Genomic DNA, 26387 nt, shown 5'->3' with positions numbered 1-26387 from the left:
CTCAGAATGCTCGTTTGAATGACTTGCGAACAGCTTGCTTGAAATATCGACAATAACGCACGTTTTTGTTTTTAATTCCGCTTAAAAACAGGGATAAAGCCGCGACAGGAATACAGAAACGACAACGGGCCATAAGGCCCGTTCAGACGGCTGGCAACGCTCTGATGAGAGAGAAAATACCAGACCGCATATCTTTAAAAAAAGGAAAATCAATTCGTTGATTTTCGGCTGCTCACCACAAAGAGGGAAAAACCACGCTTTTTCCCTCTTTGTCAGTAACTTCAACGGGCCATAAGGCCCGTTGTTTTAAGCTAAATCAGCGATTAATAGGCGGCCTGGTGCACACCTACCGCGCGTCCTGATGGATCGTTCATGGTTTTGAACGACTCATCCCATTCGATTGCTTTTGCGGAAGAACAGGCTACTGACGGGCCGCCAGGTACGCATTCTGCCGCGCTTTGCAGCGGGAATAGCTCTTCAAAGATTTCGCGGTACAAATAGGCTTCTTTCGAGCCCGGTGTGTTGTACGGGAAGCGGTAGGCGGCGGTGGCCAACTGCTGGTCGCTAATCTGCTCAGCGGCCACTTCTTTCAGCGTATCAATCCAGCTGTAGCCAACGCCGTCAGAGAACTGCTCTTTCTGGCGCCACGCCACGCTTGCCGGCAGGTAGGATTCGAAGCACTCGCGCAGGACATGCTTCTCCATTTTGCCGTTGCCGCACATTTTGTCCTGCGGGTTGATGCGCATTGCCACGTCGAGGAATTTTTTATCCAGGAACGGCACGCGGGCTTCAACGCCCCAGGCAGACATCGCCTTGTTCGCACGGGCACAGTCAAACATGTGCAGAGCCTGCAGTTTACGCACGGTTTCTTCATGCAGTTCTTTGGCATTTGGCGCCTTGTGGAAGTACAGGTATCCGCCGAATACCTCATCAGAGCCTTCCCCGGACAACACCATTTTGATGCCCATCGCTTTAATCTTACGCGACATCAGGTACATCGGTGTTGAAGCGCGGATCGTTGTCACATCGTAAGTTTCGATGTGATAGATAACATCCCGGATCGCATCCAGACCTTCCTGCACGGTGAAATGGATCTCGTGGTGTACCGTGCCCAGGTGGTTAGCGACTTCCTGCGCGGCTTTCAGGTCAGGAGAACCTTCGAGGCCGACGGCGAAGGAGTGCAGCTGTGGCCACCACGCTTCGCTGCGCTCTTCATCTTCTACGCGACGTGCGGCAAATTTCTTGGTGATCGCGGAAATCACCGAAGAGTCCAGCCCGCCGGACAGCAGAACACCATAAGGCACGTCGGACATCAGGTGGCTCTTCACGGAATCTTCCAGCGCCTGGCGCAGCGCGTTTTTGTCCGTGACGTTGTCTTTTACTTCTTCGTAGCTGAACCAGTCGCGCTGGTAGTAGCTGCGAATTTCGCCGTCTTTGCTCCACAGGTAGCTGCCCGCCGGGAACTCTTTGATGGTGCGGCAAACAGGCACAAGGGCTTTCATTTCTGAAGCGACGTACAGGTTGCCGTGTTCATCGTGGCCCATATACAGCGGGATAATACCGATGTGATCACGGCCAATCAGGTAAGCGTCTTTCTCGCTGTCGTAAAGTGCGAAGGCGAACATCCCCTGCAGCTCATCAAGGAAGTCAGGGCCTTTTTCCTGATACAGCGCCAGGATCACTTCACAGTCTGAACCGGTCTGGAAGGTATAGCGGTCGCCGTATTCGGCGCGCAGAGCCTGGTGGTTGTAAATTTCGCCGTTAACCGCCAGGGCATGAGTTTTTTCGGTGTTGTACAGCGGCTGAGCGCCCGCGTTGACGTCAACGATGGACAGACGTTCGTGCACAAGAATCGCTTTATCGCTGGCGTAAACACCTGACCAGTCCGGGCCACGGTGGCGCATCAGGCGCGATAATTCCAGCGCTTTTTTGCGCAATTCAACTGCATCAGTTTTGATATCCAGAACGCCAAAGATAGAACACATATAACTTCTCCGTACACTTGCCTGAGCGATTTGAGTTGTGGTGCTGCGTTGCCGATTTTTGCTTTTACTGCGGCTTTGCTGCGTTGCTTAGTAATGAAAATGCTCAATCGCTGAAGGGAATGCAAGGCTTTTAGCTTTCAGCTAATAAATAGTGCAATGAGGATTGCTGATTTATGAAAAATGATGATGTTTTGGGCGTGAGAATTAACGGATCGTCAATTTTTAACAATTTGCACTGAGGTTTGCTTCTGCTACGCGGCGATTTTTTATCGATATAAAAATGCCGGCTCTGGACCGGCATTCTGAATTAGAAGATATCGATTTCAGCCACAGAGGGGTAAATCCAGCTCGGCCTGAAGGGCATATCGTCAACGTTGTTCAGGCTGGAGACGCCAGACAGAACAAGGATGGTTTCAAGGCCGGCCTGGAAGCCCGCGAGAATATCCGTCCGCAGGTTATCGCCGACGATAACGGTTTGCTCGGAATGCGCCTGCATTTTGTTAAGCGCCGCGCGGATAATCCACGGGCTTGGTTTGCCGACATAAAACGGCTCGCGCCCGGAGATTTTCTCAATGCCAGCGCAAAGCGCGCCGCAGGCCGGGCTAAATCCGTGGCCGTGGCTGTCAGGGTTGGTGGCAATAAAACGCGCCCCGTTCGCCACAAAGTAAGCGGCTTTATGCATCATCTCCCAGTTAAAAGAGCGGGTTTCACCCACGATGACAAAATCAGGATTGATGTCGGTAATGGTAAATCCAGCTTTATAGAGCTCGTGAATCAGCGCCCCTTCACCCACGACGTAGGCTTTCTTACCTTCCTGACGACGGAGGAAATCGGCCGTGGCCATGGCCGAGGTGTAAAACACGCTCTCCGGCACGTCGATGCCCGCGGAGGCAAAGCGGTTGGCAAGATCCTGGCTGGTCTGGGAAGGGTAGTTGGTTAGCAGCACCAGCGGCATTTCTTTTTCAAGAATACGTGCCAGAAATTCATTAGCGCCCGGCACGGCGACGTTGTCGTGCATCAGCACGCCGTCGATATCACAAATTACGTTCTGGATGGTGGTCATTAACAACTCTGGCTCACGGAATGAAGTCGGTAACTATAGCGTAAAATGCTGCCTGGGCAGCATTAACTTTCCAGCAAATGCTGAAGCAAGACGCCGTTTAGCATTGAGCGCTTAACCAGCGCAAAGGCGCCAATTGCCGAGCGGTCGTCCAGCTTTGAGCAGACGATAGGCAAGTTTTTACGGAAGGCATTCAATACCTGGGTGTTGATGCAGCCTTCGATGGCAGGCAGCAGCACTTTTTCGGCTTCGATTATCTCGCCGGCAAGGACGACTTTTTGCGGGTTAAACAGGTTAATGGCGATGGAGATGGCTTTCCCCAGATGGCGGCCAACATGTTCCAGCACTTCACAGGCCAGCGCATCGCCTTTATTGGCCGCTTTGCAGATGGCCTGAATACTACAATCATCCAGCGTCAGTCGGCTGTTGTAGCCTTGTTCCAGCAAATGGCGGACGCGTTTTTCAATGGCGGCGTTCGCGGCAATGGTTTCCAGGCAGCCAAAATTACCGCAGTGGCAGCGCTCGCCCAGCGGATCGACCTGAATGTGGCCAATCTCACCCACGTTCCCATTACGGCCGATAAAAATCCGCCCGTTTGACAGAATTCCCGCCCCGGTGCCGCGGTGGACTCGCACCAAAATAGAGTCTTCGCAGTCGTGGGTTGCACCGAAGTAGTGCTCGGCCAGCGCCAGACTGCGAATATCATGGCCGACAAAACAGGTCACCTTGAAACGTTTTTCCAGGCTGTCGACCAGCGCCCAGTTGTTGACGGCGATGTGCGGCATATAGCGGATCACGCCGCTTTCGGGGTCAACCAGCCCTGGCAGGATGACGGAAATAGCGATAAGTTCACGGGTTTTACGCTGCCAGGTTTCGATGAAGTGGCTAATGGCGTTAAGCAGCGCATGCTCGAGCGTTTCCTGCGTGCGTTCCGGCAGCGGATAGTGCTCTTCGGCGATGGATTTCGCGCTCAGGTCGAACAGGGTGATAGTGGCGTCGTGGCGACCAAGACGCACGCCAATAGCGTGAAAATTACGTGTTTCGGTGGTAATAGAGATAGCGCGGCGGCCGCCGGTGGAGGCCTGCTGATCGACTTCTTTTATCAGGCCGCGCTCAATAAGCTGGCGAGTAATTTTTGTGACGCTGGCGGGCGCAAGCTGGCTTTGTTCGGCAATCTGGATCCGCGAGATAGGACCGTGCTGATCAATCAGGCGGTAGACCGCCGCGCTATTCAGCTGTTTTACCAGGTCAACGTTACCAATTTGGGCTTGTCCGCCAGTCGTCATGCTATTTACTCAGTTACGACCTCGTTACCATTAACGATGGTCTTGATAATTTTATAGTCGCGGTTAAACACGGTGAGGTTGGCCACTTTACCGGCTTCGATTGCGCCCAGGTGTTTATCCACGCCCATGGCGCGAGCAGGGTAGAGGGTTGCCATCCGCAGAACTTCATCCAGGGCGATGGCCGCGTGTTCCACCAAATTGCGAACGCCTTGAATCATGGTCAGTGCAGACCCGCTCAGCGTACCGTTCTCATCTACGCACAGACCGTCACGGTAGTATATTGTTTTGCCAGCAAAAATGAACTGATCGATGTTGGCACCTGCCGGCGCGGTTGCGTCGGTAACCAGGCACAGTTTATCGCCCTTCACACGTTTTGCGGTGCGGATGTTCGCATAATCCACATGTAAACCATCAGCAATGATGCCACAGTAAACGTCGGCTTCATCAAAAATTGCGCCCGCAAGGCCAGGTTCACGGCCGGTAATATACGGCATCGCGTTGAAAAGGTGGGTTGCAAAGGTGATCCCTGCGCGGAAGCCAATTTTGGCTTCTTTAATCGTTGCATTGGAATGACCGGCAGAAACGATGATGCCTGATGCCACCAGTTTCTGAATGACTTCTGGCTCAACCATTTCAGGTGCGAGGGTGATTTTGGTGATCACATCGGCATTCTGGCAGAGGAAATCAACCAGCTTCGCATCCGGCTTGCGGACGAAGCCTGGGTTGTGCGTCCCTTTTTTCACGATGTTGAGCCACGGCCCTTCAAGGTGCAAGCCCAGCGCCTGATGGCTGTATTTCGCCAGATAGTCGCGCATGACTTTCACGCCCTGCATCATCAGCTCGTCGCTGGTGGTGATAAGCGTTGGCAGGTAGCTGGTGCAGCCCGAGCGTTCGTTTGCTTTCTGCATGATTTCCAGCGTTTCAACGGAAACGGCTTCTGCTGTGTCGTTAAACTGCACGCCGCCGCAGCCGTTCAGCTGTACATCAATAAAACCGGGGGCAATGACGGCTCCGCCCACATCGCGCGTTTCGATATCTGCTGGCAGTGCATCAACAGGGCAAACGCGCTCAATCAGGCCATCGGCAATAACTACCGCGTGGTCATCCAAAATTTCGTGGCCGGTATAAATCCGACCGTGGATTAATGCATACATATCCTACCCCCGGTAATAACGTCGTGCTTTAAGACTGTAAGAGCGCTAATAAAGAGGAAAAGCCGAAACACCTTCCTCTTTATGACTGACTTTAGAAAACCAATGCATTGATTTTCCAGAGCTACTGACGCCCTCAGCGGTTGCCGTTTGAGGCGCATCAGTGGCCGACCAGGCCTTAAAGGCCTTTAATGTTTTCTGCTTCCAGCTCGTTGAAATATTTCAACGTTTTCACCTTCAGCTCCATGGTGGACGGCTCGTCACACACGATCACAGCCTTCGGATGCAGCTGCAGGCAGGTGATAGTCCACATATGGTTAACGTTGCCTTCCACGGCCGCCTGCAGCGCCAGCGCTTTGACGCCGCCCAGCACCAGGATCATCACTTCTTCTGCATCCAGCAGGGTGCCCACGCCAACGGTCAGCGCGTATTTAGGCACCTGAGTCACGTCACCGCCGAAGAAGCGAGAGTTTGCCACGCGTGTGTCATGGGTCAGGGTTTTAATACGGGTGCGGGAAGCCAAAGAAGACGCTGGTTCGTTGAACGCGATATGACCGTCGTTACCCACGCCGCCCATGAACAGGTGAATTTTGCCGTAGGAGCGAATTTTCTCTTCGTAGCGGCGGCACTCTGCATCAACGTCTTCCGCATTGCCGTTTAGCAGGTTGATGTTTTCTGCAGGGATATCAACGTGATCAAAGAAGTTGCGGTGCATGAAAGTATAATAACTTTCCGGATGCTCTTTCGGCAGGCCGACGTATTCATCCATGTTGAACGTGACGACGTTCTTAAAGCTAACCTGGCCTGCTTTATGCATCTCAACCAGGGCTTTGTAAGCTTCCAGCGGCGTGCCGCCGGTTGGCAGACCCAGAACAAAAGGGCGGTCCGCGGTCGGTTTGAATGCATTAATGCGATTTACAATATGGCGAGCTGCCCATTTGCCGACTTGTGCCGGGGTAGCCAGGGGAATCAGTCTCATCATTCACCTCGTAGTTTAAGAGTAAAAATAGGGTTAGCTGAATCGATCTCGATAAGCATAAGGGTAAACCACTTTTATACTGAACCAACAGGGATCAATCCGCCTTGATTTTTTGAATCATAAAATAAGTTTTCGGAGATAGCCAGTGAAGGGGGAGGGTTGAAGCGATATTTGGTGATAAATATCACAAAAAAGGTGTGTTTAATTTGCGGTACGAATTAATTTTTTTCACACTTCACCGTGTGATGTGAATCGTCGCCGTGTATTCAATGTAAGTAAGACAATAAAAACACTGCTTGAGCGAGCCTTAACGGGGTCTCATAGGGGGAATAAAGTGAGTATTCTAGGTTATCTACAGCGCGTGGGCCGGGCACTTATGGTGCCGGTGGCTACACTGCCAGCAGCAGCAATATTAATGGGGGTTGGTTACTGGATTGACCCAGTCAGTTGGGGTGGAGACAACGCGTTAGCGGCGCTCTTCATTAAATCTGGTTCCGCCATTATCGATCACATGTCCGTGTTGTTCGCCATCGGCGTCGCTTACGGTATGTCCAAAGACAAAGACGGTGCCGCGGCACTGACCGGCTTTGTTGGCTTCCTGGTTCTGACCACCCTCTGCTCACCGGCAGCGGTTGCTATGATCCAGAAAATTCCGGTGGATCAGGTTCCGGCGGCATTTGGTAAAATTGAAAACCAGTTTGTGGGTATTCTGGTCGGTATTATCTCTGCGGAATTGTACAATCGCTTCAGCGGCGTTGAGCTGCCGAAAGCGCTTTCGTTCTTCAGCGGTCGCCGTTTGGTTCCTATCCTCACCTCCTTCCTGATGATCGTTGTTGCCTTCATCATGATGTACATCTGGCCGATGATCTTCGACGGTCTGGTGAACTTCGGTGAGCACATTCAGAAGCTGGGTTCTGCGGGCGCAGGTATCTACGCCTTCTTCAACCGTCTGCTGATCCCGGTTGGCCTGCACCACGCTCTGAACTCCGTGTTCTGGTTTGACGTGGCAGGGATTAACGACATCCCTAACTTCCTGGGTGGCGCTCAGTCCATCGAAGCAGGTAAAGCGGTTGTCGGTATCACCGGTCGCTACCAGGCGGGCTTCTTCCCAATCATGATGTTCGGTCTGCCGGGTGCAGCGCTGGCCATCTACCACTGTGCACGTCCTGAAAACAAAGCAAAAGTTGCCGGTATCATGATGGCCGCTGCTTTCGCTGCGTTCTTCACCGGTATCACCGAACCGCTGGAGTTCTCCTTCATGTTCGTTGCGCCGGTACTGTACGTGATTCACGCAGTGCTGACCGGTATCTCCGTATTTATCGCAGCAAGCATGCACTGGATTGCGGGCTTTGGCTTCTCCGCGGGCCTGGTGGATATGGTGCTTTCTTCCCGTAACCCGCTGGCAACCCACTGGTGGATGCTGATCCCTCAGGGTCTGGTGTTCTTCGTTCTCTACTACGTGGTGTTCCGTTTCACTATCACCAAATTCAACCTGCTGACGCCAGGCCGTGAACTGGCTGTAGCCGGTGACGAAGCTGATGGTCAGGACGTGAACGTGAGCGGTGACGCAAACCAGGACGTTTCTGGCCTGGCTCGTCAGTACATCTCTGCGGTAGGTGGCTCTGCAAACCTGACCGGTATTGATGCCTGTATCACTCGTCTGCGTTTGAGCGTAAAAGACTCTTCCGTTGTTAACGAAGCGCTGGCTAAGCGTCTGGGTGCGACTGGCGTTATTCGCCTGAACAAAACTAGCGTGCAAATCATCGTCGGCTTTGCTGCAGAAAAAATTGCTAACGCAATGAAAACCGCGGGCACTGTAGAAGCTGCGGCGCCTGTTGCTGGTGCAGCACCTGCTACTGCGGCTAAACCACAGGCTGTTCCAAACGCGACCAGCACAACTATTGCCGCTCTGGTTTCTCCAGTCACTGGCGATGTGGTTGCACTGGATCAGGTGCCTGACGAAGCTTTCGCCAGCAAAGCAGTCGGTGATGGCGTAGCCGTTAAGCCAACGGACAAAACCGTGGTTTCTCCTGCCGCCGGTACCATCGTGAAAATCTTCAACACCAACCACGCGTTCTGCCTTGAAACAGAAAAAGGTGCAGAGATTGTGGTTCACATGGGCATCGATACCGTTGCTCTGGGTGGCAAAGGCTTCACGCGTCTGGTGGAAGAAGGGGCCGAAGTGGTTGCCGGCCAGCCGATTCTGGAAATGGATCTCGATCTCCTGAACGCCAACGCTCGCTCCATGATTAGCCCGGTAGTTTGCAGCAACATCGACGACTTCAGCGGTCTGGTTATCCAGGCTAAAGGTCAGGTGGTTGCAGGCCAAACGCCACTGTATGAGATTAAAGGCAAATAATCGCTCCTGAGTAAGCATTTGTGCCTTAAGCGGCTGACGTAAATCGTCAGCCGCTTTTTTATTGCTTGCCTTTAGTCGACATGGATAACCCTAATTTATGCAACTAAAGGTTGTTTCCCGAGGCCGCTTATTAGATCATACGCCGTTAACTAAGGTACACGCTTTGAGGAACCCGCGATGAGTGAGGCTGAAGCCCGCCCAACTAACTTTATTCGTCAGATTATTGATGAAGACCTGGCGAACGGTAAGCACACCAGTATTTGCACCCGTTTTCCGCCTGAGCCAAATGGCTATCTGCATATTGGTCACGCCAAGTCTATTTGCCTGAACTTTGGCATCGCCCAGGATTACAAGGGGCAATGCAACCTGCGCTTCGATGACACAAACCCGGTAAAAGAAGACATCGAATACGTAGAGTCCATCAAGCACGACGTTGAATGGCTGGGCTTCCACTGGTCCGGCAACGTGCGTTATTCGTCTGACTATTTTGACCAGCTTTTTAATTATGCCGTTGAGCTGATCAATAAAGGGCTGGCTTATGTTGATGAGCTGAGTCCGGAACAAATTCGTGAATACCGTGGCTCTCTAACTGCGCCCGGAAAAAATAGCCCGTTCCGCGATCGTAGCGTTGAGGAAAACCTCGCGCTGTTCGAGAAAATGCGCAACGGTGAGTTTGCCGAAGGTACCGCCTGCCTGCGTGCTAAAATCGATATGGCCTCGCCGTTCATCGTTATGCGCGACCCGGTGCTGTACCGCATTAAATTTGCCGATCACCACCAGACCGGCAACAAGTGGTGCATCTACCCGATGTACGACTTCACCCACTGTATTTCCGATGCGCTGGAAGGCATTACGCACTCGCTGTGTACTCTGGAGTTCCAGGACAACCGCCGTCTGTATGATTGGGTGCTGGATAACATCACCATCCCTGCTCACCCGCGTCAGTACGAATTTTCTCGCCTGAATCTCGAATACGCCATCATGTCCAAGCGTAAGCTGAACCTGCTGGTGACCGAGAAGATTGTAGAAGGCTGGGACGACCCGCGTATGCCGACTATCTCCGGCCTGCGTCGCCGCGGCTATACCGCAGCATCCATTCGCGAGTTCTGTAAGCGCATTGGCGTAACCAAGCAGGACAACACCGTTGAAATGGCTTCTCTGGAATCCTGCATCCGTGACGATCTTAACGAGAATGCGCCGCGTGCAATGGCCGTGCTGGATCCGGTAAAAGTTATTATCACTAACTACCCTGAAGGTGAAGAAGAGACGGTTACCATGCCGAATCATCCTAACAAACCTGAAATGGGTAGCCGTGAAGTGCCGTTCAGCCGCGAGATCTATATCGATCGCGCTGACTTCCGCGAAGAAGCAAACAAGCAGTACAAGCGCCTGGTGCTGGGTAAAGAAGTTCGCCTGCGTAATGCCTATGTGATCAAAGCCGAACGCGTAGAAAAAGACGCAGAAGGTAATATCACCGAACTTTACTGCACCTACGATCCGGAAACCCTGAGCAAGGATCCGGCGGACGGTCGCAAGGTGAAGGGTGTTATTCATTGGGTGAGCGCGGCACACGCGCTGCCGGTTGAAATTCGTCTGTACGACCGCTTGTTTAGCGTCGCGAATCCAGGGGCTGCAGAAGACTTCCTGTCTACCATTAATGCGGATTCTCTGGTCATTCGCCAGGGCTTCGCTGAGCCTAGTCTGCAGAACGCTGAAAAAAGTAAGGCATATCAGTTCGAGCGAGAAGGTTACTTCTGCCTGGACAGCCGCTATGCGACGGCGGAAAAACTGGTGTTTAACCGCACCGTTGGCCTGCGTGATACCTGGGCTAAAATCGGCGAGTAATTGCCGTTTATTGCCTGATGAAAACGCCGCTAAATGCGGCGTTTTTTCTTTTTGCTTACCTGTTATTAACCTTGTGTACACATTCGCGATGCGAATTAATTCTCATTCACATTTTTGTGAAAATCTCCTCACAGGAAGTCATGCCTTCCCCGTAATCTCCTGATGCTTATAATGAAAGCGCTCTCAATGAAGTTTTATTCTTAAAATCAATCGTAATCAGGGTTAATAATCTGCTGCGCAATTTTGTTACAAATGCACATAGATTATGTGCTCTCTGTCATACTCCAGGAAATCTCTGATACAAAGTCATTGATAATTCGCGTCGCGAAAAATAGTCTATGAGCAGCAGTAATGCGGGTGTGTTAGGCAAAAACCGCTTTTAGCCGTAAGGCAATTTTACTTTTTTTCGTCATTGGCGCTTTTCACGTCAGACGATGATTTTTACGTCAAAGAGGAATTTAACTATGCGTACGTTTAGTGGCAAACGTAGTGCGCTTGCTCTTGCTATTGCAAGCGTTACCGCTCTTTCAGGTTTTGTCGTGGCTCCGCAGGCTAGCGCCGCGGGCTTCGTTGATGACTCTACGCTGACCGGCGGCATCTATTACTGGCAGCGTGAACGTGACCGTAAAGATGTGTCCGACGGTAAGTACAAAACTAACCTGTCGCACTCAACCTGGAACGCCAACCTCGACTTCCAGTCTGGCTATGCGGCCGATATGTTTGGTTTTGATATTGCCGCTTTCACCGCCATTGAAATGGCCGAAGACAGCGCCAGCGGTCACCCGAACGAAATCGCATTCTCCTCTAAAAATAAAACCTACGACGAAGACTACTCCGGCGATAAAGGTGGCATCAGCCTTTATAAAGCGGCGGCCAAATTCAAATACGGCCCGGTTTGGGCTCGCGCAGGTTACATTCAGCCAACCGGTCAAACGCTGTTAGCACCACACTGGAGCTTCATGCCTGGTACTTATCAGGGGGCTGAAGCAGGAGCTGCATTTGACTACGGTGATGCCGGTGCGCTGAGCTTCTCCTACATGTGGACTAACGAGTACAAGGCGCCATGGCACCTTGAAACCGATAAGTTCTACCAGAACGATAAAAAGACCAAAGTTGATTATCTGCACTCCATCGGCGCGAAGTATGACTTCAAAAACGATCTGATTCTGGAAGCCGCATTTGGCCAGGCGCAGGGCTTTGTTGATCAGTACTTCGCTAAAGCCAGCTACAAATTCGACGTTGCAGGCAGCCCGCTGAGCACCAGCTACCAGTTCTACGGCACCCGTGATAAAGCCGCGAACAACACCATCAATGATATTTATGACGGCACCGCATGGCTCCAGGCGCTGACATTTGGCTATAAAATTGGCCAGGTCGACCTGCGTCTGGAAGGGACCATGGTGAAGGCAGAAGGCCAGCAGGGTTACTTCCTGCAGCGTATGACGCCAACCTACGCGTCTTCCAACGGTCGTCTGGATGTGTGGTGGGATAACCGCTCTGACTTCAACGCCAACGGTGAAAAAGCCGTGTTCTTCGGTGCAATGTATGACCTGAGTAACTGGAACCTGCCGGGTTGGGCAGTCGGTGCTTCTTACGTTTATGCATGGGACGCAAAACCATCTACATGGGCGCTTGATGCTTCCGGTAACCGCCAGGATCTCGCTTCCAACAAGATCAAAGAGTCTTCTTACAGCCTCGACGCCATGTATACCGTGCAGGAAGGCCGTGCGAAAGGCACGCTGTTCAAACTGCACTTCACTCAGTACGACAACCACTCCGACATCCCAAGCTGGGGCGGTGGTTACGGCAACATCTTCCAGGATGAGCGTGACGTGAAATTCATCGTGATTGCTCCGTTCACCATCTTCTGATGTGAAACCGGGCGCGCAAGCGCCCGTTTTTCTATAAGGAACCGAACATGAAAAAGATTCTGCTGATTACCGCCGCTGTATTCACGCTGTCTGCCTGCGTTCAACCTCCCGCACCTCCGGAAGATTCACGCCTGAAGCAGGCCTATAGCGCCTGTATCAATACGGCGGAAGGCAATCCGGATAAAATTGAAGCCTGCCAGAGCGTGCTGAACGTACTGCGTCAGGAAAAACAGCATAAAGCGTTTGTTGAGAAAGAGACGGTGAACGTGCTGGATTACCAGAAATGTATCCAGGCAAGAAAGAGCGGCAATGATGAAGCCGCGAAGGTACGCTGCGATAAGATTTGGCAGGAGATTCGCGCCAATAACAGCTGATAGCCTTTTTCAGTCAATAAAAAAACCGGCAAGGGAAACCTGCCGGTTTTTGCTTTTAAACGCCACCGAAGCAGCGTTTGTTAATGCGGATTACTTATTTAGGATCGTGGGCCGTGTCGTCTTCGCGGCAGTCACCTTCAGCACAGTGTCCGTACAGATAGAGGCTGTGGTTAGTCAGGCGGATGCCGTGGCGCGTGGCAATTTCACGCTGGCGGGATTCAATAGAATCATCGCTGAACTCGATCACTTTACCGCAGTCGAGGCAGATCAGGTGGTCGTGGTGATGCTGCTGGGTCAACTCAAAAACGGACTTGCCGCCTTCAAAATTATGGCGGGTCACGATCCCTGCATCATCAAACTGGTTCAGCACGCGATAGACGGTCGCCAGGCCGATTTCTTCGCCCATGTCGATCAGACGTTTATATAAGTCTTCCGCGCTGACGTGATGATTTACCGGCTCTTGCAGCACTTCGAGGATTTTTAATCGCGGAAGCGTGACTTTCAAGCCGGCCTTCTTTAATGCGGTATTGTTGTCAGTCATGCGGAAAGTGTCCTGTTGCTTAACGATTCGCTCAAACTGCAGTGAGCGTAAAGAGTAATGCGTCTCATTATAGAACTGCTACTTCTAAATGGGAACCGCAAGTATGGTGCAAAATAAGGCTGAAAAATCGTGGCGGCGTCGCCATTTACAGTAATTATCAGCCAAGCTATCAGGAAGACATTGTACAGGGATGTACGAGAAAGTTACAAACTTGTAGCAATTATTTTCATTGCTACAAGCTATCAAGATGGCGCAAATATCGCATTTGCGCCATGGAAATCAGGCGTTAATGATATCGGCCAGATTCAGTTCTTCAGAAACCTGTTTAACCCACTTCTCAACGCGCTCAGCGGTCAGTTCCGGCTGGCGATCTTCGTCGATAGCCAGGCCGACAAAATTGTCGTCATCCGCCAGGCCTTTGGAGGCTTCAAAGTGGTAGCCCGCGGTTGGCCAGTGGCCCACAATTGCCGCGCCGCGCGGTTCGATAATGTCGCGAATGGTGCCCAGCGCATCACAGAAATATTCCGCGTAGTCTTCCTGGTCGCCGCAGCCGAACAGCGCCACCAGTTTACCGTTGAAATCGACTTCTTCAAGCGTAGGGAAGAAGTCATCCCAGTCGCACTGGGCTTCGCCGTAGTACCAGGTCGGGATGCCGAGCAAGAGAATGTCGAAACCTTCGAGATCTTCTTTGCTGCTTTTAGCAATGTCATGCACCTCAGCAACGTCTTTACCGAGCTGTTTTTGAATCATTTTCGCGATATTTTCGGTGTTACCGGTGTCGCTGCCGAAAAAAATGCCTACGATTGCCATGAGTAAAATAACCTCTTGAAACTTAATAGTATGCTGGCCGTTCAATGCCCACGTATAGGGCAATCATAGCAGAACAGCTCCAGCAGCGGAAACAGCTATCACGCCCGGGTGCACAGTCTGCAACATGGTTTTGCTCACCCTTTTGAGATTTCAGATAACCCGCAGGGTGGCTGAAGGCGTTACCCGAGATTTTTAAGCTGCTCGAGCAGCATCTCTTCGATCAGTTCGCTGCGGCTGATGTTACGGGCGTCAGCCAGCTGGTTGAGGGCATCGACCGCCTCGTTGTTCAGTTTTAGCTCAACTCGCTTCAAACCACGCACTTTATCGCGCTTCAGCTGATTGCGCTTATTGATACGCAACTGCTCATCGCGCGAGAGCGGATTGGTTTTCGGCCGCCCGGGGCGACGCTCGTCCGCGAACAGATCTAATGTAGTACGGTCCGTTTGTTCTTTTGCCATGATTAGAATACTGACAGGAAATTCTGGCTGCAGGGGCAGGGTGCCGGTGCAATTAAGCGCGCCATCATACATCAGCGCGCCATTCCCGCCAACGCGTTAGCGACTTCAACTGCCCGGTCGGTCTGTTTTTAATCAGTTTTTCTACTCTGCGTCGATAAATCGGTGGATCGCCCGTAGAACGGCATCCGGTTTTTCCGCATGAACCCAATGACCCGCTCCAGCGATGACGTGAGCACGGGCCTGTGGGAACTGACTTAACAGCGCCTCGCGGTGGCTTTCATCAACATATGGAGAATTCCCGCCGCGAATAAATAGTGCAGGATGTTGCCAGGCCGGGACAGGCTGCCAGCCAACGATATTTTCGTATTGCTGCCAAAGCACGGGCACGTTGAACTTCCACTCGCCGTCAGCAAAGGATTTCAGCAGAAACTGAATGACGCCTTCCTCAGCTACGTGGTCGCGCATGATTTGCGCCGCCTGCTGGCGAGTTTTTACGCCCGCTTCGGTGACCGCGCGGATAGCCGCGAAAATTTCGTCGTGACGGCGAACCTGATAGTTAACCGGCGCAATATCTATCATCACAAGCTTATCAATACGCTGAGGGGCGATTGCGGTAAGCGCCATCACCACTTTGCCGCCCATGGAATGGCCAATAAATGTGGCCTTCTCTATACCGTATTCGTCCAGCGTGTCCAGAACATCTCCGGCCATTGCGGCATAGCTCATATCATCACTGCGCGGTGACAGCCCGTGATTGCGCAGATCGATCTGCAGCAACGCATGATCTTTACCCAGATCCCGTGCCAGAACGCCCAGGTTATCCAGGCTGCCGAACAGGCCGTGGATCAGTACGATAGGGGAATTGCTATTCAATTGTTGCGCAGTTTGCAGGCGAGCATTTAATTTCATGGCAAAGTTCTTTATTTTGGTTCGTTTGGTTAGGGTATCATGTTGGCATTCTCGCGGGCGTGCGGCAAATATTCAGTTTACTCTGACTTTGAGTCGCCTCTCCTGTTCGCTGTTGGGATTTGACCCTATAATCCCAACGACTTGTATTCAGAAAAGATATCGCACTGGATTAAGATGAAAACAATCGAAGTTGATGACGAGCTTTACCGCTATATTGCCAGCCAGACTAAACACATCGGCGAGAGCGCGTCAGACATTTTACGGCGTATGCTTAAATTTACCGCCGGGCAAACACCAGCAGCCACTTCTACGCCCGCTGCGCCTGAGCGCGCTGCGGCTCCCGTTGTCGAAGAAAAACCTGCGAACACCGCTCGTAATCGCGTGCGTGCCGTTCGTGAGCTGCTGCTTTCCGACGAGTACGCTGCCCAGAATAAAGCCGTAAACCGCTTTATGATGGTGCTGTCCACGCTGTATCTGCTGGATGCAAAAACCTTTGGCGAAGCCACCGAGTCGCTGCATGGTCGCACCCGCGTCTATTTTGCTGGCGATGAGCAAACGCTGCTGGCAAACGGCAATCAAACCAAGCCGAAACATGTTCCGGGCACCCCATACTGGGTGATCACCAATACGAATACTGGTCGTAAATGCAGCATGATCGAACACATCATGCAGTCAATGCAGTTCCCTGCGGAGCTGATTGAAAAGGTTTGCGGCACTATTTAAAAACCTGGCGTCAGTAAGGAAGAGCCAATGGCTAACCACGATCGTGCGGGCCAACCTGCACAACAGAGCGACTTGATTAACGTAGCCCAGCTTACGGCGCAGTATTACGTGCTTAAGCCTGTGGTGGGGAATAGCGAACACGCGGTGAAATTCGGGACCTCCGGCCACCGTGGCAGTGCAGCACGGCATAGCTTTAACGAACCTCATATTTTGGCGATTGCGCAAGCTATCGCTGAAGAACGCGCAAAGAATGGGATCACCGGTCCATGCTATGTGGGCAAAGACACCCACGCGCTGTCCGAACCTGCGTTTATCTCCGTGCTGGAAGTGCTGGCCGCTAACGGCGTGGACGTCATTGTGCAGCAGGATAACGGCTATACGCCGACGCCTGCGATTTCTAACGCCATCCTGGTGCATAACCAAAAGGGCGGCCCTCAGGCGGACGGGATCGTTATCACGCCATCCCACAACCCACCGGACGACGGCGGCATCAAGTACAACCCGCCAAACGGTGGCCCGGCTGATACTAACGTCACCAAAGTCGTTGAAGATCGCGCTAACGCGTTGCTGGCCGACGGCCTGAAAGGCGTGAAGCGCATTACGCTGGATAAAGCCTGGGAAAGCGGCCACGTTCAGGCGCAGGATCTGGTTCAGCCGTTCATCGAAGGGCTGGTGGATATCGTCGACATGGCCGCGATTCAAAAAGCGGGCCTGAAGCTGGGGGTTGATCCTCTCGGCGGTTCCGGGATCGAATACTGGCACCGTATCGCGAAGCATTACAACCTCGATCTGACCATCGTGAACGATCAGGTCGACCAGACCTTCCGCTTTATGCACCTGGATAAAGACGGCGCAATCCGTATGGACTGCTCCTCCGAATGTGCGATGGCAGGCCTGCTGGCGCTGCGCGACAAATTCGATCTGGCTTTTGCCAACGACCCGGATTACGACCGTCACGGTATCGTCACGCCGGCTGGCCTGATGAACCCGAACCATTACCTGGCTGTGGCTATTAACTATCTGTTCCAGCACCGTCCGCAGTGGGGCAAAGATGTGGCCGTCGGTAAAACCCTGGTTTCCTCCGCGATGATTGACCGCGTGGTAGAAGATCTGGGCCGCAAGCTGGTGGAAGTCCCGGTTGGCTTTAAGTGGTTCGTTGACGGCCTGTTCGACGGCAGCTTCGGCTTCGGTGGCGAAGAAAGCGCCGGGGCATCGTTCCTGCGCTTCAACGGCACCCCATGGTCGACCGACAAAGACGGTATCATCATGTGTCTGCTGGCGGCAGAAATCACCGCCGTGACGGGCAAAAACCCGCAGCAGCATTACGATGAGTTAGCCGCGCGCTTTGGCGCACCGAGCTATAACCGTATTCAGGCACCAGCCACTTCTGCACAGAAAGCCGCGCTGTCCAAGCTGTCACCTGAAATGGTGAGTGCAGACACGCTGGCAGGTGACCCGATCACCGCGCGTCTGACGGCGGCTCCGGGCAACGGCGCTTCCATCGGCGGCCTGAAGGTGATGACCAAGAACGGCTGGTTTGCCGCTCGTCCGTCCGGCACCGAAGACGCCTACAAAATTTACTGTGAAAGCTTCCTCGGCGCAGAGCACCGCGAGCAGATCGAGAAAGAAGCGGTAGAGATTGTCAGCGAAGTGCTGAAAAGCGCGAAGTAATATGCAAAAAGGCTCCCCAGGGAGCCTTTCTCTTTTAACCCAAAGCCACCATCAGTGCGCCGCAGGTGATAAGCGCCACGCCTATCCCGGCAATCAGCGACACTTTCTCACCAAACAGAATCACCGCCAGAATCACCGCGAACACCACGCTTAGCTTATCGATAGGGGCGACCTTCGACACGTCACCACTTTTGATCGCCATAAAATAGAACAGCCAGGACAGCGCCCCGGCCACGCCGCTTAACAAAATAAACAGCAGCGCTTTTTTATCGGCAAACACGGTGCTAATGAGGTTCAGTTTTCCCTGAACGACAACCACCCCAACTAAAAATAATGCCATGACCACAGCTCGAACGGCCGTGGCGGTATTAGCATCCAGATGCTGCAAACCAACCTTACCAAAAATAGCGACCAGCGCTGCCGTAGCGGCAGACAGCAGGGCGTAGACTAACCATGCGCTCATAACGGGCTCCTCTTGAACGAGCCAGAGGTTACTCCTTCAGAGCATAAAACGGTAGCCGATCCCGGTTTCGGTGAGCAGATGGCGAGGGCGAGCGGGGTCGCTCTCCAGCTTCTGGCGCAGGTGGCCCATATAAATGCGCAGATAGTGGCTGTGTTCCACGGCATTCGGGCCCCAAACCTGATTAAGCAACTGCCGCTGGGTCAGGACTTTACCGTGGTTATTCAGCAGAGTGGCAAGCAGGCGGAACTCTATGGGGGTCAGGTGAATCTCCTCTTCGCCGCGGGTAATACGGCGCGAGGCGAGGTCGACCCGGATTTCGGAAAATTGATAAACCGGATCGGGCTGAACGGTGCTGGCATGGCGGCGCAGGGCAACGCGAAGCCTGGCCTGCAGTTCACCGATGCCAAACGGCTTGCTGAGAAAATCGTCTGCGCCAGCGTCCAGGGCGGCAATCTTCGCCTGTTCGTCACTCCGCGCTGACAGGACAATGACCGGCGTCTGGCTCCACTGGCGGAAGTCACGAATAAAATCGATGCCGTCGCCGTCCGGCAGGCCGAGATCCAGAATTACCAGATCCGGCTTGCGGGTAGCGGCTTCAATCAGGCCGCGCTGCAGGGTTTCGGCATCAAACACGCGTAACGATTCATCTTCCAGCGCGGTGCGCAGAAAGCGGCGGATCTCTTTTTCATCCTCAATTATCAGAACCGTTGTCACAGCACCTCAATCATTTCAGGGAGTTCGGGGGGAGGCGATAAAGGTAGCACAACGTGGAAGCTGGCACCGCCTTCCGGGCGGTTAAGCGCATAAATTGTGCCGCCGTGAACTTCAACAATCGCCCGGCAGATAGCCAGCCCCAGCCCAACGCCTGGAATAGCTGACTCTTTGTTACCTCGGGCAAATTTATCAAAAATCAGCAGCTCTTTGCCAGCGGGAACGCCAGGACCGCTGTCCCAAACTTCCAGGTCCAGCTTGTCTGCTGTCGAGGTCGCTTTTATACCGATGTTGGCTTTATAACCGGCATATTTCACCGCATTTTCCAGCAGGTTGATCAGCACGCGCTCGAACAGCGGGCCGTCGACTTCAATCAGCATCAGCGGGTCGGGCAAATTAAGGGCGATATGGCGGCCGCCGAGGCCCGGTTCGAGCATCTTCAGCGCGCTGCCGACGACTTCTTCCAGCGTTAGCCACTCTTTGCGAAGGTTAAAACCGCCCGACTGAATGCGGGCCATATCCAGCAGATTATTCACCAGTCGGGTGGTGTTCAGCACATGCTGACGGATTTCGTTGGCCTGCGGGGCATGTTTTGATCCTTCGCTGGCGAGATCCAGCGTGAGGATTTCCGCCTGGCCGAATAGCACGGTCAGCGGCGTGCGCAGGTCGTGCGAAAGCGCGGCCAGCAGCGAGTTGCGGATTTGCTCCCGTTCGCTGGAAAGCCGGGCCTGTTCTTCGCTGGCGGTGAGCAGCAGCCTGTCGAGCGCGGTGGCGACCAGCAGGGTAAAGGTTTCCAGCAGGCGCTGCTGTTCGGGGATCATCAGCTGGCGCAGATTCTCCGGCTCAACAACCAGCAGACCCAGGGTCCTTTCCGTGGTGCTAAGCGGCAGGATGCGGTAGGGCACGCCCGGCAGCGTATCCGTTCCGGCACCGGCGGGTTGGCCTTTATCAAAGCTCCAGCGGGCAATCGCTTCATCCCACTGAGCGGGTTCCCCTTCGGCTGCGATACGGCTGAGTTTCCCGTGATCGTCCGGCAGCAGCAGCAGGCTGCGGGCCTGGAAGGTGTTGTTAATAAACTGCACGCTGGTGGCGGCGACGTCCTGCGGCGTGCGGTCATCGGCCAGTGCTTTAGACATCTCATACAGATGACGGGTGCGCTGTTCCCGGTAGCGGGCGATGCGTGCCTGATAACGTACCCCGGCGGTCAGATTACCGATCACCAGCCCGACGGTGAGCATTACGCCGAAGGTCAGCAGATACTGAACATCCGACACGGCGAGCGTGCCTCGTGGCGCAATAAAGAACAGGTCGAAGCTAATCACGTTGATGACCGTCGCGAGGACGGACGGCCAGCGGCCATAAAACAGCGCGACCATCACCACGCCAAGCAGGTAGATCATCACCAGGTTGGCGGCATCAAAGGCCACCAGCCACTGATTGGCGATAAAGGTAATAAACGCACAGAGCACCACCGCCACGGCGCAGCCGCGCAGTTGAATGCGCCATTTCTCGCTTAGCGTTCTGGTGTCCGGTGCTCTGGTCGGGGAGGAGAGCGGTTTTTCATCCAGCGCCACAATCACCAGGTCGAGGTCCGGGGCGCGTTTGGCTAATCGGTCGGCAAAAGACGTACGGTGCCACCAGCGGCGCGTGGTATGACGGCCAATAATGATTTTGCCGAGATTGTGTTCGCGGGCGTAGCGCAGCACCGCTTTTTCTTCATTGGGATCGGCAAGCGTGGCGGTTTCGGCTCCCAGCTCCTGGGCGAGCCGCAGAGCGCTTAAAATGGTCCGGCGCTGATGTTCCGGCAGGCGGTGAAGCTGCGGCGTTTCGACGTAGACGGCGTGCCAGACGCTGCCGAGCTTGGCGGCAAGGCGAGCAGCGGTGCGAACCAGTTTTTCATTGCCGTTGCTATGGCCGATGCACAGCAGAATGGCGTCCCTCGTGTGCCAGACTTTTTCCTGCCCCTGGTTGTCCCGCCAGGCGCGCATCTGATCGTCAACGCGGTCGGCTGTGCGTCGCAAGGCCAGCTCTCGCAGCGCTATCAGGTTGCCTTTACGGAAGAAGTGCTCGATGGCGCGTTCGGCCTGGCCGGAGATATAAACTTTGCCTTCGTGCAGGCGCTGACGGAGGTCGTCCGGCGGCAGGTCAACCAGCACGACTTCGTCGGCGGCGTCGAAAATAGGGTCGGGGACGGTTTCGCGTACCTGAATCCCGGTGACTCCGCCCACCACGTCATTCAGGCTTTCCAGATGCTGAACGTTAACGGAGGTCAGGACGTCGATTCCGGCTTCCAGCAGCTCTTCCACGTCCTGCCAGCGTTTGGGGTGGCGCGAGCCTGGCGCGTTACTGTGCGCCAGTTCGTCCATCAGAATCAGGGCAGGGTTGCGGGCGAGAGCGGCGTCCAGGTCAAACTCCTGGACCAGACGCCCCCGGTGGTGAATACGACGAGGGGGCTGAATCGTCAGCCCCTTTAACAGTTCGGCAGTTTCCTGGCGGCCGTGGGTTTCCACCACGCCCACCAGCACATCGAGGCCCTGCGCCCGCAGGCGCTGCGCCTCCTGAAGCATCGCGTAGGTTTTCCCGACGCCTGCACAGGCGCCGAAGAAGATTTTCAGTTTCCCACGCGGCTGGCGGTTGACTTTTTCCAGCAGCTTATCGGGGTTGGGGCGCAGCGGCTCCTCGGTCATAACACGTCCTTTTTACTTCGCCTGGAGATGGTCCAGCGCCAGGTTCAGCTTAACGATATTCACTACCGGCATGCCGATAAAATTCACCAGCGGCGTGGTGGTGTTTTCCGCCACCAGGCGAGCGATTTGCTCCACCGGCAGATTTCTGGCTTTTGCTACCCGTGGGATTTGCCACGCGGTCGCTTCAGGAGAAAGCTGCCCGTCCAGGCCGCTGGCGGAGGTGGTGACTAAGTCAACGGGTACCGCTGGATTAGCCTCCGGGTTAGCCGCACGCAGCGCACTAACGCGAGCCTTAACCTCTTTGTCCAGCTCCGGGTTGCTGGCCGCAAGGTTGCTGCCGCCGGATGCCATTGGATTATAGGGGCTATCCGAGGTGGCAGAGGGGCGGCCCTGGAAATATTTTGCGTTAGTGAAGTCCTGACCAATCAGTTCTGAACCGCGAACCTTGCCGTCTTCAACGATTAACGAGCCGTTGGCCTGGGCCGGGAACCACCATTGCCCCAGCAGCGTGGCGAGGAGGGGATAAACCCCTCCGGTAATCAGCGTCAGGATAATCAGCAGTAATAAAGCGGGGCGTAACGTAGTCATGTTCTTTTCCTCTTAGACCAGACCGAGTACGGTCAGGATCATGTCAATCACTTTGATACCAATAAACGGCACGACGATACCGCCCAGGCCATAGATCCACAGGTTGCGACGCAGCATCGCGGCCGCGCTCAGCGGCTTGTAGCTAATGCCTTTTAGCGCCAGCGGAATGAGGCAGATGATGATCAGCGCATTGAAGATCACCGCGCTCAAGATGGCCGAAGCAGGGGAGTGCAGGTGCATCACGTTCAGCGCGTTCAGCTGCGGGTAAGTCACCGCAAACGCCGCCGGGATAATGGCGAAGTATTTCGCCACGTCGTTAGCGATACTGAAGGTGGTCAGTGACCCGCGAGTCATCAGCATTTGTTTCCCGATGTGGACCACTTCAATCAGCTTGGTTGGGTTAGAGTCCAGGTCAACCATGTTCCCGGCTTCCTTCGCTGCCTGAGTCCCGGAGTTCATGGCTACCGCTACGTCTGCCTGCGCCAGAGCAGGGGCGTCGTTGGTGCCGTCGCCGGTCATCGCCACCAAACGTCCTTCGGCTTGATACTGGCGAATCAGCGCCAGCTTGGCTTCCGGTGTGGCTTCAGAAAGGAAGTCATCCACCCCGGCTTCGGCGGCAATCGCCGCGGCGGTCAGGCGATTATCCCCGGTGATCATCACCGTTTTGATGCCCATCTGGCGCAGCTGTGCGAAACGCTCTTTAATGCCGCCTTTCACGATGTCTTTCAGCGCGATTACGCCCAGCACGTTAGCGCCTTCGGCAACCACCAGCGGCGTACCGCCCTGGCGAGCCACGCCTTCAACCAGCGTGTCGACCTGGGCCGGGAAGTGGCCGTTGTTCACTTCTACGTGGCGACGGATGGCATCCACAGAACCTTTGCGGATCATGCGGTCCTGAATATTGATGCCGCTCATACGGGTTTGCGCGGTAAACGGCACAAACGTTGCCTGCAGGTTCTGCACGTCGCGTTCACGCAGGTTAAAGCGCTGTTTTGCCAGCACTACGATACTGCGGCCTTCTGGCGTTTCATCCGCCAGTGAGGCCAGCTGCGCGGCATCGGCCAGCTCTTTTTCATCCACGCCTGGGGCAGGGAGGAAGGCTGAGGCCTGGCGGTTACCGAGCGTGATGGTACCGGTTTTATCCAGCAGCAGAACGTCGATATCTCCGGCAGCTTCAACCGCACGGCCGCTGGTGGCGATCACGTTCGCACCCAGCATGCGGCTCATCCCGGCCACGCCGATGGCGGAAAGCAGACCGCCGATGGTGGTGGGAATCAGGCAGACCAGCAGGGCCACCAGCACGGTTACGCTAGCCGCCTGGCCGCCGTAGGCAGAGAACGGCCACAGGGTTGCGGTCGCCAGCAGCAGGACGATTGTCAGCGCTACCAGCAGGATAGTCAGGGCGATTTCGTTCGGCGTTTTACGACGCTGGGCGCTCTCCACCATGGCAATCATGCGGTCGAGGAAGGTTTCCCCTGGGTTAACGCTGCACTGGATGACCAGCCAGTCGGACAGAATGCGCGTCCCGCCGGTCACCGAGGCAAAGTCACCGCCGGACTCACGGATAACCGGGGCGGATTCCCCGGTGATGGCGCTTTCATCCACCGATGCGCCGCCTTCAAGGACTTCGCCATCGCAAGGAATGATGTCCCCGGCTTCCACCAGCACGACGTCGCCTTTACGCAGATCGGCAGCCGGAATATGGTCCACCTGGGCATCATGCTGCGGGCTGCGCAGTTTGCGCGCCCAGCTGGTTTTTTTCACCCCTTTCAGGCTGTTCGCCTGGGCCTTGCTGCGGCCTTCTGCCAGCGCTTCAGCAAAGTTGGCGAACAGCACGGTAAACCATAGCCACAGGCTGATGGCGAGCGTGAAGAGGGCATCCCCCTGCTGCAGGCCGGTGAACATCGCTATCCCGAGCAGGGTAGTGATGATGCTCCCCACCCAGACGATAAACATCACCGGGTTGCGCCACTGCACCTGCGGGGCGAGCTTTTTAAAAGAATCAATTAGCGCCTGACGGATCAGACCAGGTTCAAACAGCGCCTGTTGCTTGCGACTCATGGAAGCCTCGTAATCAGAAATTAACCAGAGAAAGGTGTTCCGCAACCGGGCCTAAAGCGAGGGCGGGGATAAAGGTCAGGGCGCCAACCAGCAGCACTGTCCCAATCAGTAAACCGATAAACAGCGGGCCGTGCGTTGGCAGCGTACCGATGCTGACGGCCTGGGATTTTTTCGCGGCCAGGGAACCGGCAATAGCCATTACCGGGATAATCACCCCGAAGCGCCCAATCCACATGCACACGGCCAGCAGCATGTTCCAGAACGGCGTGTTGGTGCTCAGGCCGGCGAAGGCGCTGCCGTTATTGTTTGCGGCGGAAGAAACCGCATACAGCACTTCGCTGAAGCCGTGGATCCCTGGGTTTGCCATGCCGCTGCGGCCTGCTTCCGTCATCATCGCCAGCGCGGTGCCGAGCAGCACCAGGGCAGGGGTGATAAGAATGGCCAGCGAAGTCATCTTCATTTCCGGCACGTCAATTTTCTTACCCAGGTATTCCGGGGTACGCCCAATCATCAGCCCGGCGATAAACACGGCCAGCAGCACGAACAGCAGCATGCCGTACAGGCCAGCGCCTACGCCGCCGAAGACCACTTCACCGATCTGCATCAGCCACATTGGCACCATGCCGCCCAGCGCCGTAAAGGAGTCATGCATGGCGTTGACCGCCCCGCAGGATGCAGCGGTAGTAATCACCGCGAACAGGCTGCTATTCAGAATGCCGAAGCGGCTCTCTTTGCCTTCCATGTTGATGCTGCTGTTGGCACCCAACTGGATAAAGTGCGGGTTGCCCTGCAGCTCGGCCCACATCACTACCACCACGCAGACCACGAAGATAATGGTCATCGCCCAAAGCAGCGCGCGGCCCTGACGGCGGTCACCCACGGCTTCACCAAAGGCGAAGCAGAGCGCGGCCGGGATCAGGAAGATGGAAACCATCTGCACGAAGTTGGTCAGCGCCGTAGGGTTCTCAAACGGGTGAGAGGAGTTAGCGTTGAAGAAGCCCCCGCCGTTGGTCCCCAGCATTTTTATCGCTTCCTGAGAAGCCACCGGCCCCATCGGCAGCAGGTGCTGAACGCCTTCAATGGTGGTGTAAGGCTGGTAAGCAGAGAAGTTTTGCAGCGAACCCTGGCTAATAAAGAACAGCGCCATCACCAGCGAGATTGGCAGCAGGATGTACAGCGTAACGCGGGTTAAATCGACCCAGGCGTTGCCCAGCGTGCTGGTGGAATGGCGAGAGAAACCACGGATCAGCGCAAACACTACGGCAATGCCGGTGGCGGCAGAAACGAAGTTTTGTACCGTCAGGCCCACCATCTGGCTGAAGTAGCTCAGCGTGGTTTCGCCGCCGTACGACTGCCAGTTAGTGTTGGAGACAAAACTGACGGCAGTGTTCAGCGCCAGATGCCAGGAGAGGCCCGGCAGATGCTGCGGGTTAAGCGGCAAACTGTCCTGGAACAGCAGCATCGCGAACAGCAGGATCAGCCCAAAAACGTTAAATGCCAGAATCGCCATCAGATAGCGTTTCCAGCCCATTTCTTCACCTTTGCTGCCCATCAGGGACCACAAAATGGGCTCAATGCGGCCCACGATCGGCAGCGGTTCGCCGTCGATGAGTCGTGCCAGCACGGCGCCCAGCGGTTTCGCAAGGGCAAAGAGCACCAGCAGGAAGCTGGCGATCAGTAAAAATCCGGACGCAGCCATTAAAACGCCTCCGCTTTAATCAGGGCATAAACCAGGTAACCCAACAGCAAGAAGACCAGCACGATGCCGGTTATGACGCCTGCACTCACAATCCACCTCCAACGGTGCGTTAAGCATTTCGCGGCAGAATAGGATTTCGGGTGAAAAGATGTCGTA

The 26387-nt window shown here is 54.7% G+C and carries 22 protein-coding genes; 6 read left to right on the top strand and 16 right to left on the bottom strand.

Features of this window, described 5'->3' with window-relative positions; genetic code table 11:
- Positions 1-323: 323 nt before the first annotated feature.
- From asnB to nagB, 5 genes are all read right to left on the bottom strand, one after another.
- Positions 324-1985, bottom strand: coding sequence for an asparagine synthase B (gene asnB / locus F3J28_RS11140; protein ID WP_166875832.1), 1662 nt, complete (start codon positions 1983-1985; stop codon positions 324-326).
- A 307-nt stretch (positions 1986-2292) separates the two neighbouring features.
- Complete coding sequence (locus tag F3J28_RS11135) at positions 2293-3048, bottom strand: HAD-IIA family hydrolase (protein ID WP_008456091.1); 756 nt, start codon at positions 3046-3048, stop codon at positions 2293-2295.
- Between the two features lie 62 nt (positions 3049-3110).
- A complete protein-coding gene (nagC, locus tag F3J28_RS11130; RefSeq protein ID WP_008456092.1) occupies positions 3111-4331 on the bottom strand; it encodes a DNA-binding transcriptional regulator NagC in 1221 nt (406 codons plus the stop codon).
- A 5-nt stretch (positions 4332-4336) separates the two neighbouring features.
- Positions 4337-5485 (bottom strand): N-acetylglucosamine-6-phosphate deacetylase, encoded by a 1149-nt coding sequence (nagA, locus tag F3J28_RS11125; protein ID WP_166875829.1) that lies wholly within the window; start codon positions 5483-5485, stop codon positions 4337-4339.
- Between the two features lie 175 nt (positions 5486-5660).
- The gene (gene nagB / locus F3J28_RS11120) at positions 5661-6461 is read right to left on the bottom strand and encodes a glucosamine-6-phosphate deaminase (protein WP_008456097.1); all 801 of its coding nucleotides are present in this window, start codon (positions 6459-6461) and stop codon (positions 5661-5663) included.
- 334 nt (positions 6462-6795) lie between these two features.
- On the opposite strand from nagB, the gene nagE reads away from it, so the two are divergent.
- The 4 genes from nagE (at position 6796) to F3J28_RS11100 (ending at position 12910) form a co-directional block, all read left to right on the top strand.
- Positions 6796-8820 (top strand): N-acetylglucosamine-specific PTS transporter subunit IIBC, encoded by a 2025-nt coding sequence (gene nagE / locus F3J28_RS11115; protein ID WP_166875825.1) that lies wholly within the window; start codon positions 6796-6798, stop codon positions 8818-8820.
- A 177-nt stretch (positions 8821-8997) separates the two neighbouring features.
- A complete protein-coding gene (glnS, locus tag F3J28_RS11110; protein WP_166875822.1) occupies positions 8998-10665 on the top strand; it encodes a glutamine--tRNA ligase in 1668 nt (555 codons plus the stop codon).
- A gap of 464 nt (positions 10666-11129) precedes the next feature.
- Positions 11130-12536, top strand: a complete 1407-nt coding sequence (gene chiP, locus F3J28_RS11105; RefSeq protein WP_008456102.1) for a chitoporin ChiP — start codon at positions 11130-11132, stop codon at positions 12534-12536.
- A gap of 47 nt (positions 12537-12583) precedes the next feature.
- Complete coding sequence (locus F3J28_RS11100; protein WP_008456104.1) at positions 12584-12910, top strand: ChiQ/YbfN family lipoprotein; 327 nt, start codon at positions 12584-12586, stop codon at positions 12908-12910.
- A 94-nt stretch (positions 12911-13004) separates the two neighbouring features.
- Here the strand turns inward: F3J28_RS11100 and fur are convergent, their stop codons facing one another.
- From fur to ybfF, 4 genes are all read right to left on the bottom strand, one after another.
- Positions 13005-13451: a ferric iron uptake transcriptional regulator gene (gene fur, locus F3J28_RS11095; protein WP_008456106.1), complete on the bottom strand. Its 447-nt coding sequence runs from the start codon at positions 13449-13451 to the stop codon at positions 13005-13007.
- A gap of 279 nt (positions 13452-13730) precedes the next feature.
- Positions 13731-14261: a flavodoxin FldA gene (gene fldA, locus F3J28_RS11090; RefSeq protein WP_039291198.1), complete on the bottom strand. Its 531-nt coding sequence runs from the start codon at positions 14259-14261 to the stop codon at positions 13731-13733.
- A 179-nt stretch (positions 14262-14440) separates the two neighbouring features.
- Positions 14441-14719 carry a LexA regulated protein gene (gene ybfE / locus F3J28_RS11085; RefSeq protein ID WP_008456110.1) on the bottom strand — a complete coding sequence of 93 codons (279 nt, stop codon included), beginning with the start codon at positions 14717-14719 and terminating at the stop codon, positions 14441-14443.
- A 141-nt stretch (positions 14720-14860) separates the two neighbouring features.
- A complete protein-coding gene (gene ybfF, locus F3J28_RS11080; RefSeq protein ID WP_166875819.1) occupies positions 14861-15628 on the bottom strand; it encodes an esterase in 768 nt (255 codons plus the stop codon).
- Positions 15629-15802: 174 nt separating this feature from the next.
- On the opposite strand from ybfF, the gene seqA reads away from it, so the two are divergent.
- Both seqA and pgm read left to right on the top strand, forming a co-directional pair.
- Positions 15803-16351 (top strand): replication initiation negative regulator SeqA, encoded by a 549-nt coding sequence (gene seqA, locus F3J28_RS11075; protein ID WP_166875816.1) that lies wholly within the window; start codon positions 15803-15805, stop codon positions 16349-16351.
- A gap of 27 nt (positions 16352-16378) precedes the next feature.
- Positions 16379-18022 (top strand): phosphoglucomutase (alpha-D-glucose-1,6-bisphosphate-dependent), encoded by a 1644-nt coding sequence (gene pgm, locus F3J28_RS11070; protein ID WP_166875813.1) that lies wholly within the window; start codon positions 16379-16381, stop codon positions 18020-18022.
- 34 nt (positions 18023-18056) lie between these two features.
- Here the strand turns inward: pgm and F3J28_RS11065 are convergent, their stop codons facing one another.
- Genes F3J28_RS11065 through kdpF form a run of 7 tightly spaced genes read right to left on the bottom strand, consistent with a single transcriptional unit; the run spans position 18057 to position 26320 of the window.
- Positions 18057-18485, bottom strand: coding sequence for an EamA family transporter (locus F3J28_RS11065; RefSeq protein ID WP_166866165.1), 429 nt, complete (start codon positions 18483-18485; stop codon positions 18057-18059).
- A gap of 36 nt (positions 18486-18521) precedes the next feature.
- Positions 18522-19199, bottom strand: coding sequence for a two-component system response regulator KdpE (kdpE, locus tag F3J28_RS11060; RefSeq protein ID WP_008456119.1), 678 nt, complete (start codon positions 19197-19199; stop codon positions 18522-18524).
- The gene (gene kdpD / locus F3J28_RS11055) at positions 19196-21883 is read right to left on the bottom strand and encodes a two-component system sensor histidine kinase KdpD (RefSeq protein ID WP_166875810.1); all 2688 of its coding nucleotides are present in this window, start codon (positions 21881-21883) and stop codon (positions 19196-19198) included. The genes kdpE and kdpD overlap by 4 nt, the downstream gene beginning before the upstream one ends.
- 12 nt (positions 21884-21895) lie before the next feature.
- Positions 21896-22471, bottom strand: coding sequence for a potassium-transporting ATPase subunit KdpC (gene kdpC, locus F3J28_RS11050; protein WP_166875807.1), 576 nt, complete (start codon positions 22469-22471; stop codon positions 21896-21898).
- Between the two features lie 12 nt (positions 22472-22483).
- Entirely contained in the window at positions 22484-24532 is a 2049-nt protein-coding gene (gene kdpB / locus F3J28_RS11045; RefSeq protein WP_166875804.1) for a potassium-transporting ATPase subunit KdpB, read from the bottom strand.
- Positions 24533-24545: 13 nt separating this feature from the next.
- A complete protein-coding gene (kdpA, locus tag F3J28_RS11040) occupies positions 24546-26231 on the bottom strand; it encodes a potassium-transporting ATPase subunit KdpA (protein WP_166875801.1) in 1686 nt (561 codons plus the stop codon).
- Positions 26231-26320, bottom strand: a complete 90-nt coding sequence (gene kdpF, locus F3J28_RS11035) for a K(+)-transporting ATPase subunit F (protein ID WP_008456132.1) — start codon at positions 26318-26320, stop codon at positions 26231-26233. Before kdpF ends, kdpA begins: the two co-directional genes overlap by 1 nt.
- Positions 26321-26387 lie beyond the last annotated feature (67 nt).

It is taken from the genome of Enterobacter sp. Ap-1006, from assembly GCF_011752835.1.
In the GTDB taxonomy this organism is placed as follows: Bacteria; Pseudomonadota; Gammaproteobacteria; order Enterobacterales; family Enterobacteriaceae; genus Cedecea.
Note: the sequence above shows the minus strand (reverse complement) of the source record. Positions and strands in the feature narration are given on the sequence as shown.

Bases quoted from the DNA above. Each gene is read 5' to 3' on its own strand.
- F3J28_RS11065 (WP_166866165.1), bottom strand. From the start codon at position 18,485: ATGAGCGCATGGTTAGTCTACGCCCTGCTGTCTGCCGCTACGGCAGCG.
- seqA (WP_166875816.1), top strand. From the start codon at position 15,803: ATGAAAACAATCGAAGTTGATGACGAGCTTTACCGCTATATTGCCAGC.
- ybfF (WP_166875819.1), bottom strand. From the start codon at position 15,628: ATGAAATTAAATGCTCGCCTGCAAACTGCGCAACAATTGAATAGCAAT.
- F3J28_RS11100 (WP_008456104.1), top strand. From the start codon at position 12,584: ATGAAAAAGATTCTGCTGATTACCGCCGCTGTATTCACGCTGTCTGCC.
- kdpD (WP_166875810.1), bottom strand. From the start codon at position 21,883: ATGACCGAGGAGCCGCTGCGCCCCAACCCCGATAAGCTGCTGGAAAAA.
- pgm (WP_166875813.1), top strand. From the start codon at position 16,379: ATGGCTAACCACGATCGTGCGGGCCAACCTGCACAACAGAGCGACTTG.
- nagA (WP_166875829.1), bottom strand. From the start codon at position 5,485: ATGTATGCATTAATCCACGGTCGGATTTATACCGGCCACGAAATTTTG.
- glnS (WP_166875822.1), top strand. From the start codon at position 8,998: ATGAGTGAGGCTGAAGCCCGCCCAACTAACTTTATTCGTCAGATTATT.
- kdpB (WP_166875804.1), bottom strand. From the start codon at position 24,532: ATGAGTCGCAAGCAACAGGCGCTGTTTGAACCTGGTCTGATCCGTCAG.
- kdpA (WP_166875801.1), bottom strand. From the start codon at position 26,231: ATGGCTGCGTCCGGATTTTTACTGATCGCCAGCTTCCTGCTGGTGCTC.
- nagB (WP_008456097.1), bottom strand. From the start codon at position 6,461: ATGAGACTGATTCCCCTGGCTACCCCGGCACAAGTCGGCAAATGGGCA.
- asnB (WP_166875832.1), bottom strand. From the start codon at position 1,985: ATGTGTTCTATCTTTGGCGTTCTGGATATCAAAACTGATGCAGTTGAA.
- nagC (WP_008456092.1), bottom strand. From the start codon at position 4,331: ATGACGACTGGCGGACAAGCCCAAATTGGTAACGTTGACCTGGTAAAA.
- F3J28_RS11135 (WP_008456091.1), bottom strand. From the start codon at position 3,048: ATGACCACCATCCAGAACGTAATTTGTGATATCGACGGCGTGCTGATG.
- ybfE (WP_008456110.1), bottom strand. From the start codon at position 14,719: ATGGCAAAAGAACAAACGGACCGTACTACATTAGATCTGTTCGCGGAC.
- fur (WP_008456106.1), bottom strand. From the start codon at position 13,451: ATGACTGACAACAATACCGCATTAAAGAAGGCCGGCTTGAAAGTCACG.
- chiP (WP_008456102.1), top strand. From the start codon at position 11,130: ATGCGTACGTTTAGTGGCAAACGTAGTGCGCTTGCTCTTGCTATTGCA.
- kdpC (WP_166875807.1), bottom strand. From the start codon at position 22,471: ATGACTACGTTACGCCCCGCTTTATTACTGCTGATTATCCTGACGCTG.
- fldA (WP_039291198.1), bottom strand. From the start codon at position 14,261: ATGGCAATCGTAGGCATTTTTTTCGGCAGCGACACCGGTAACACCGAA.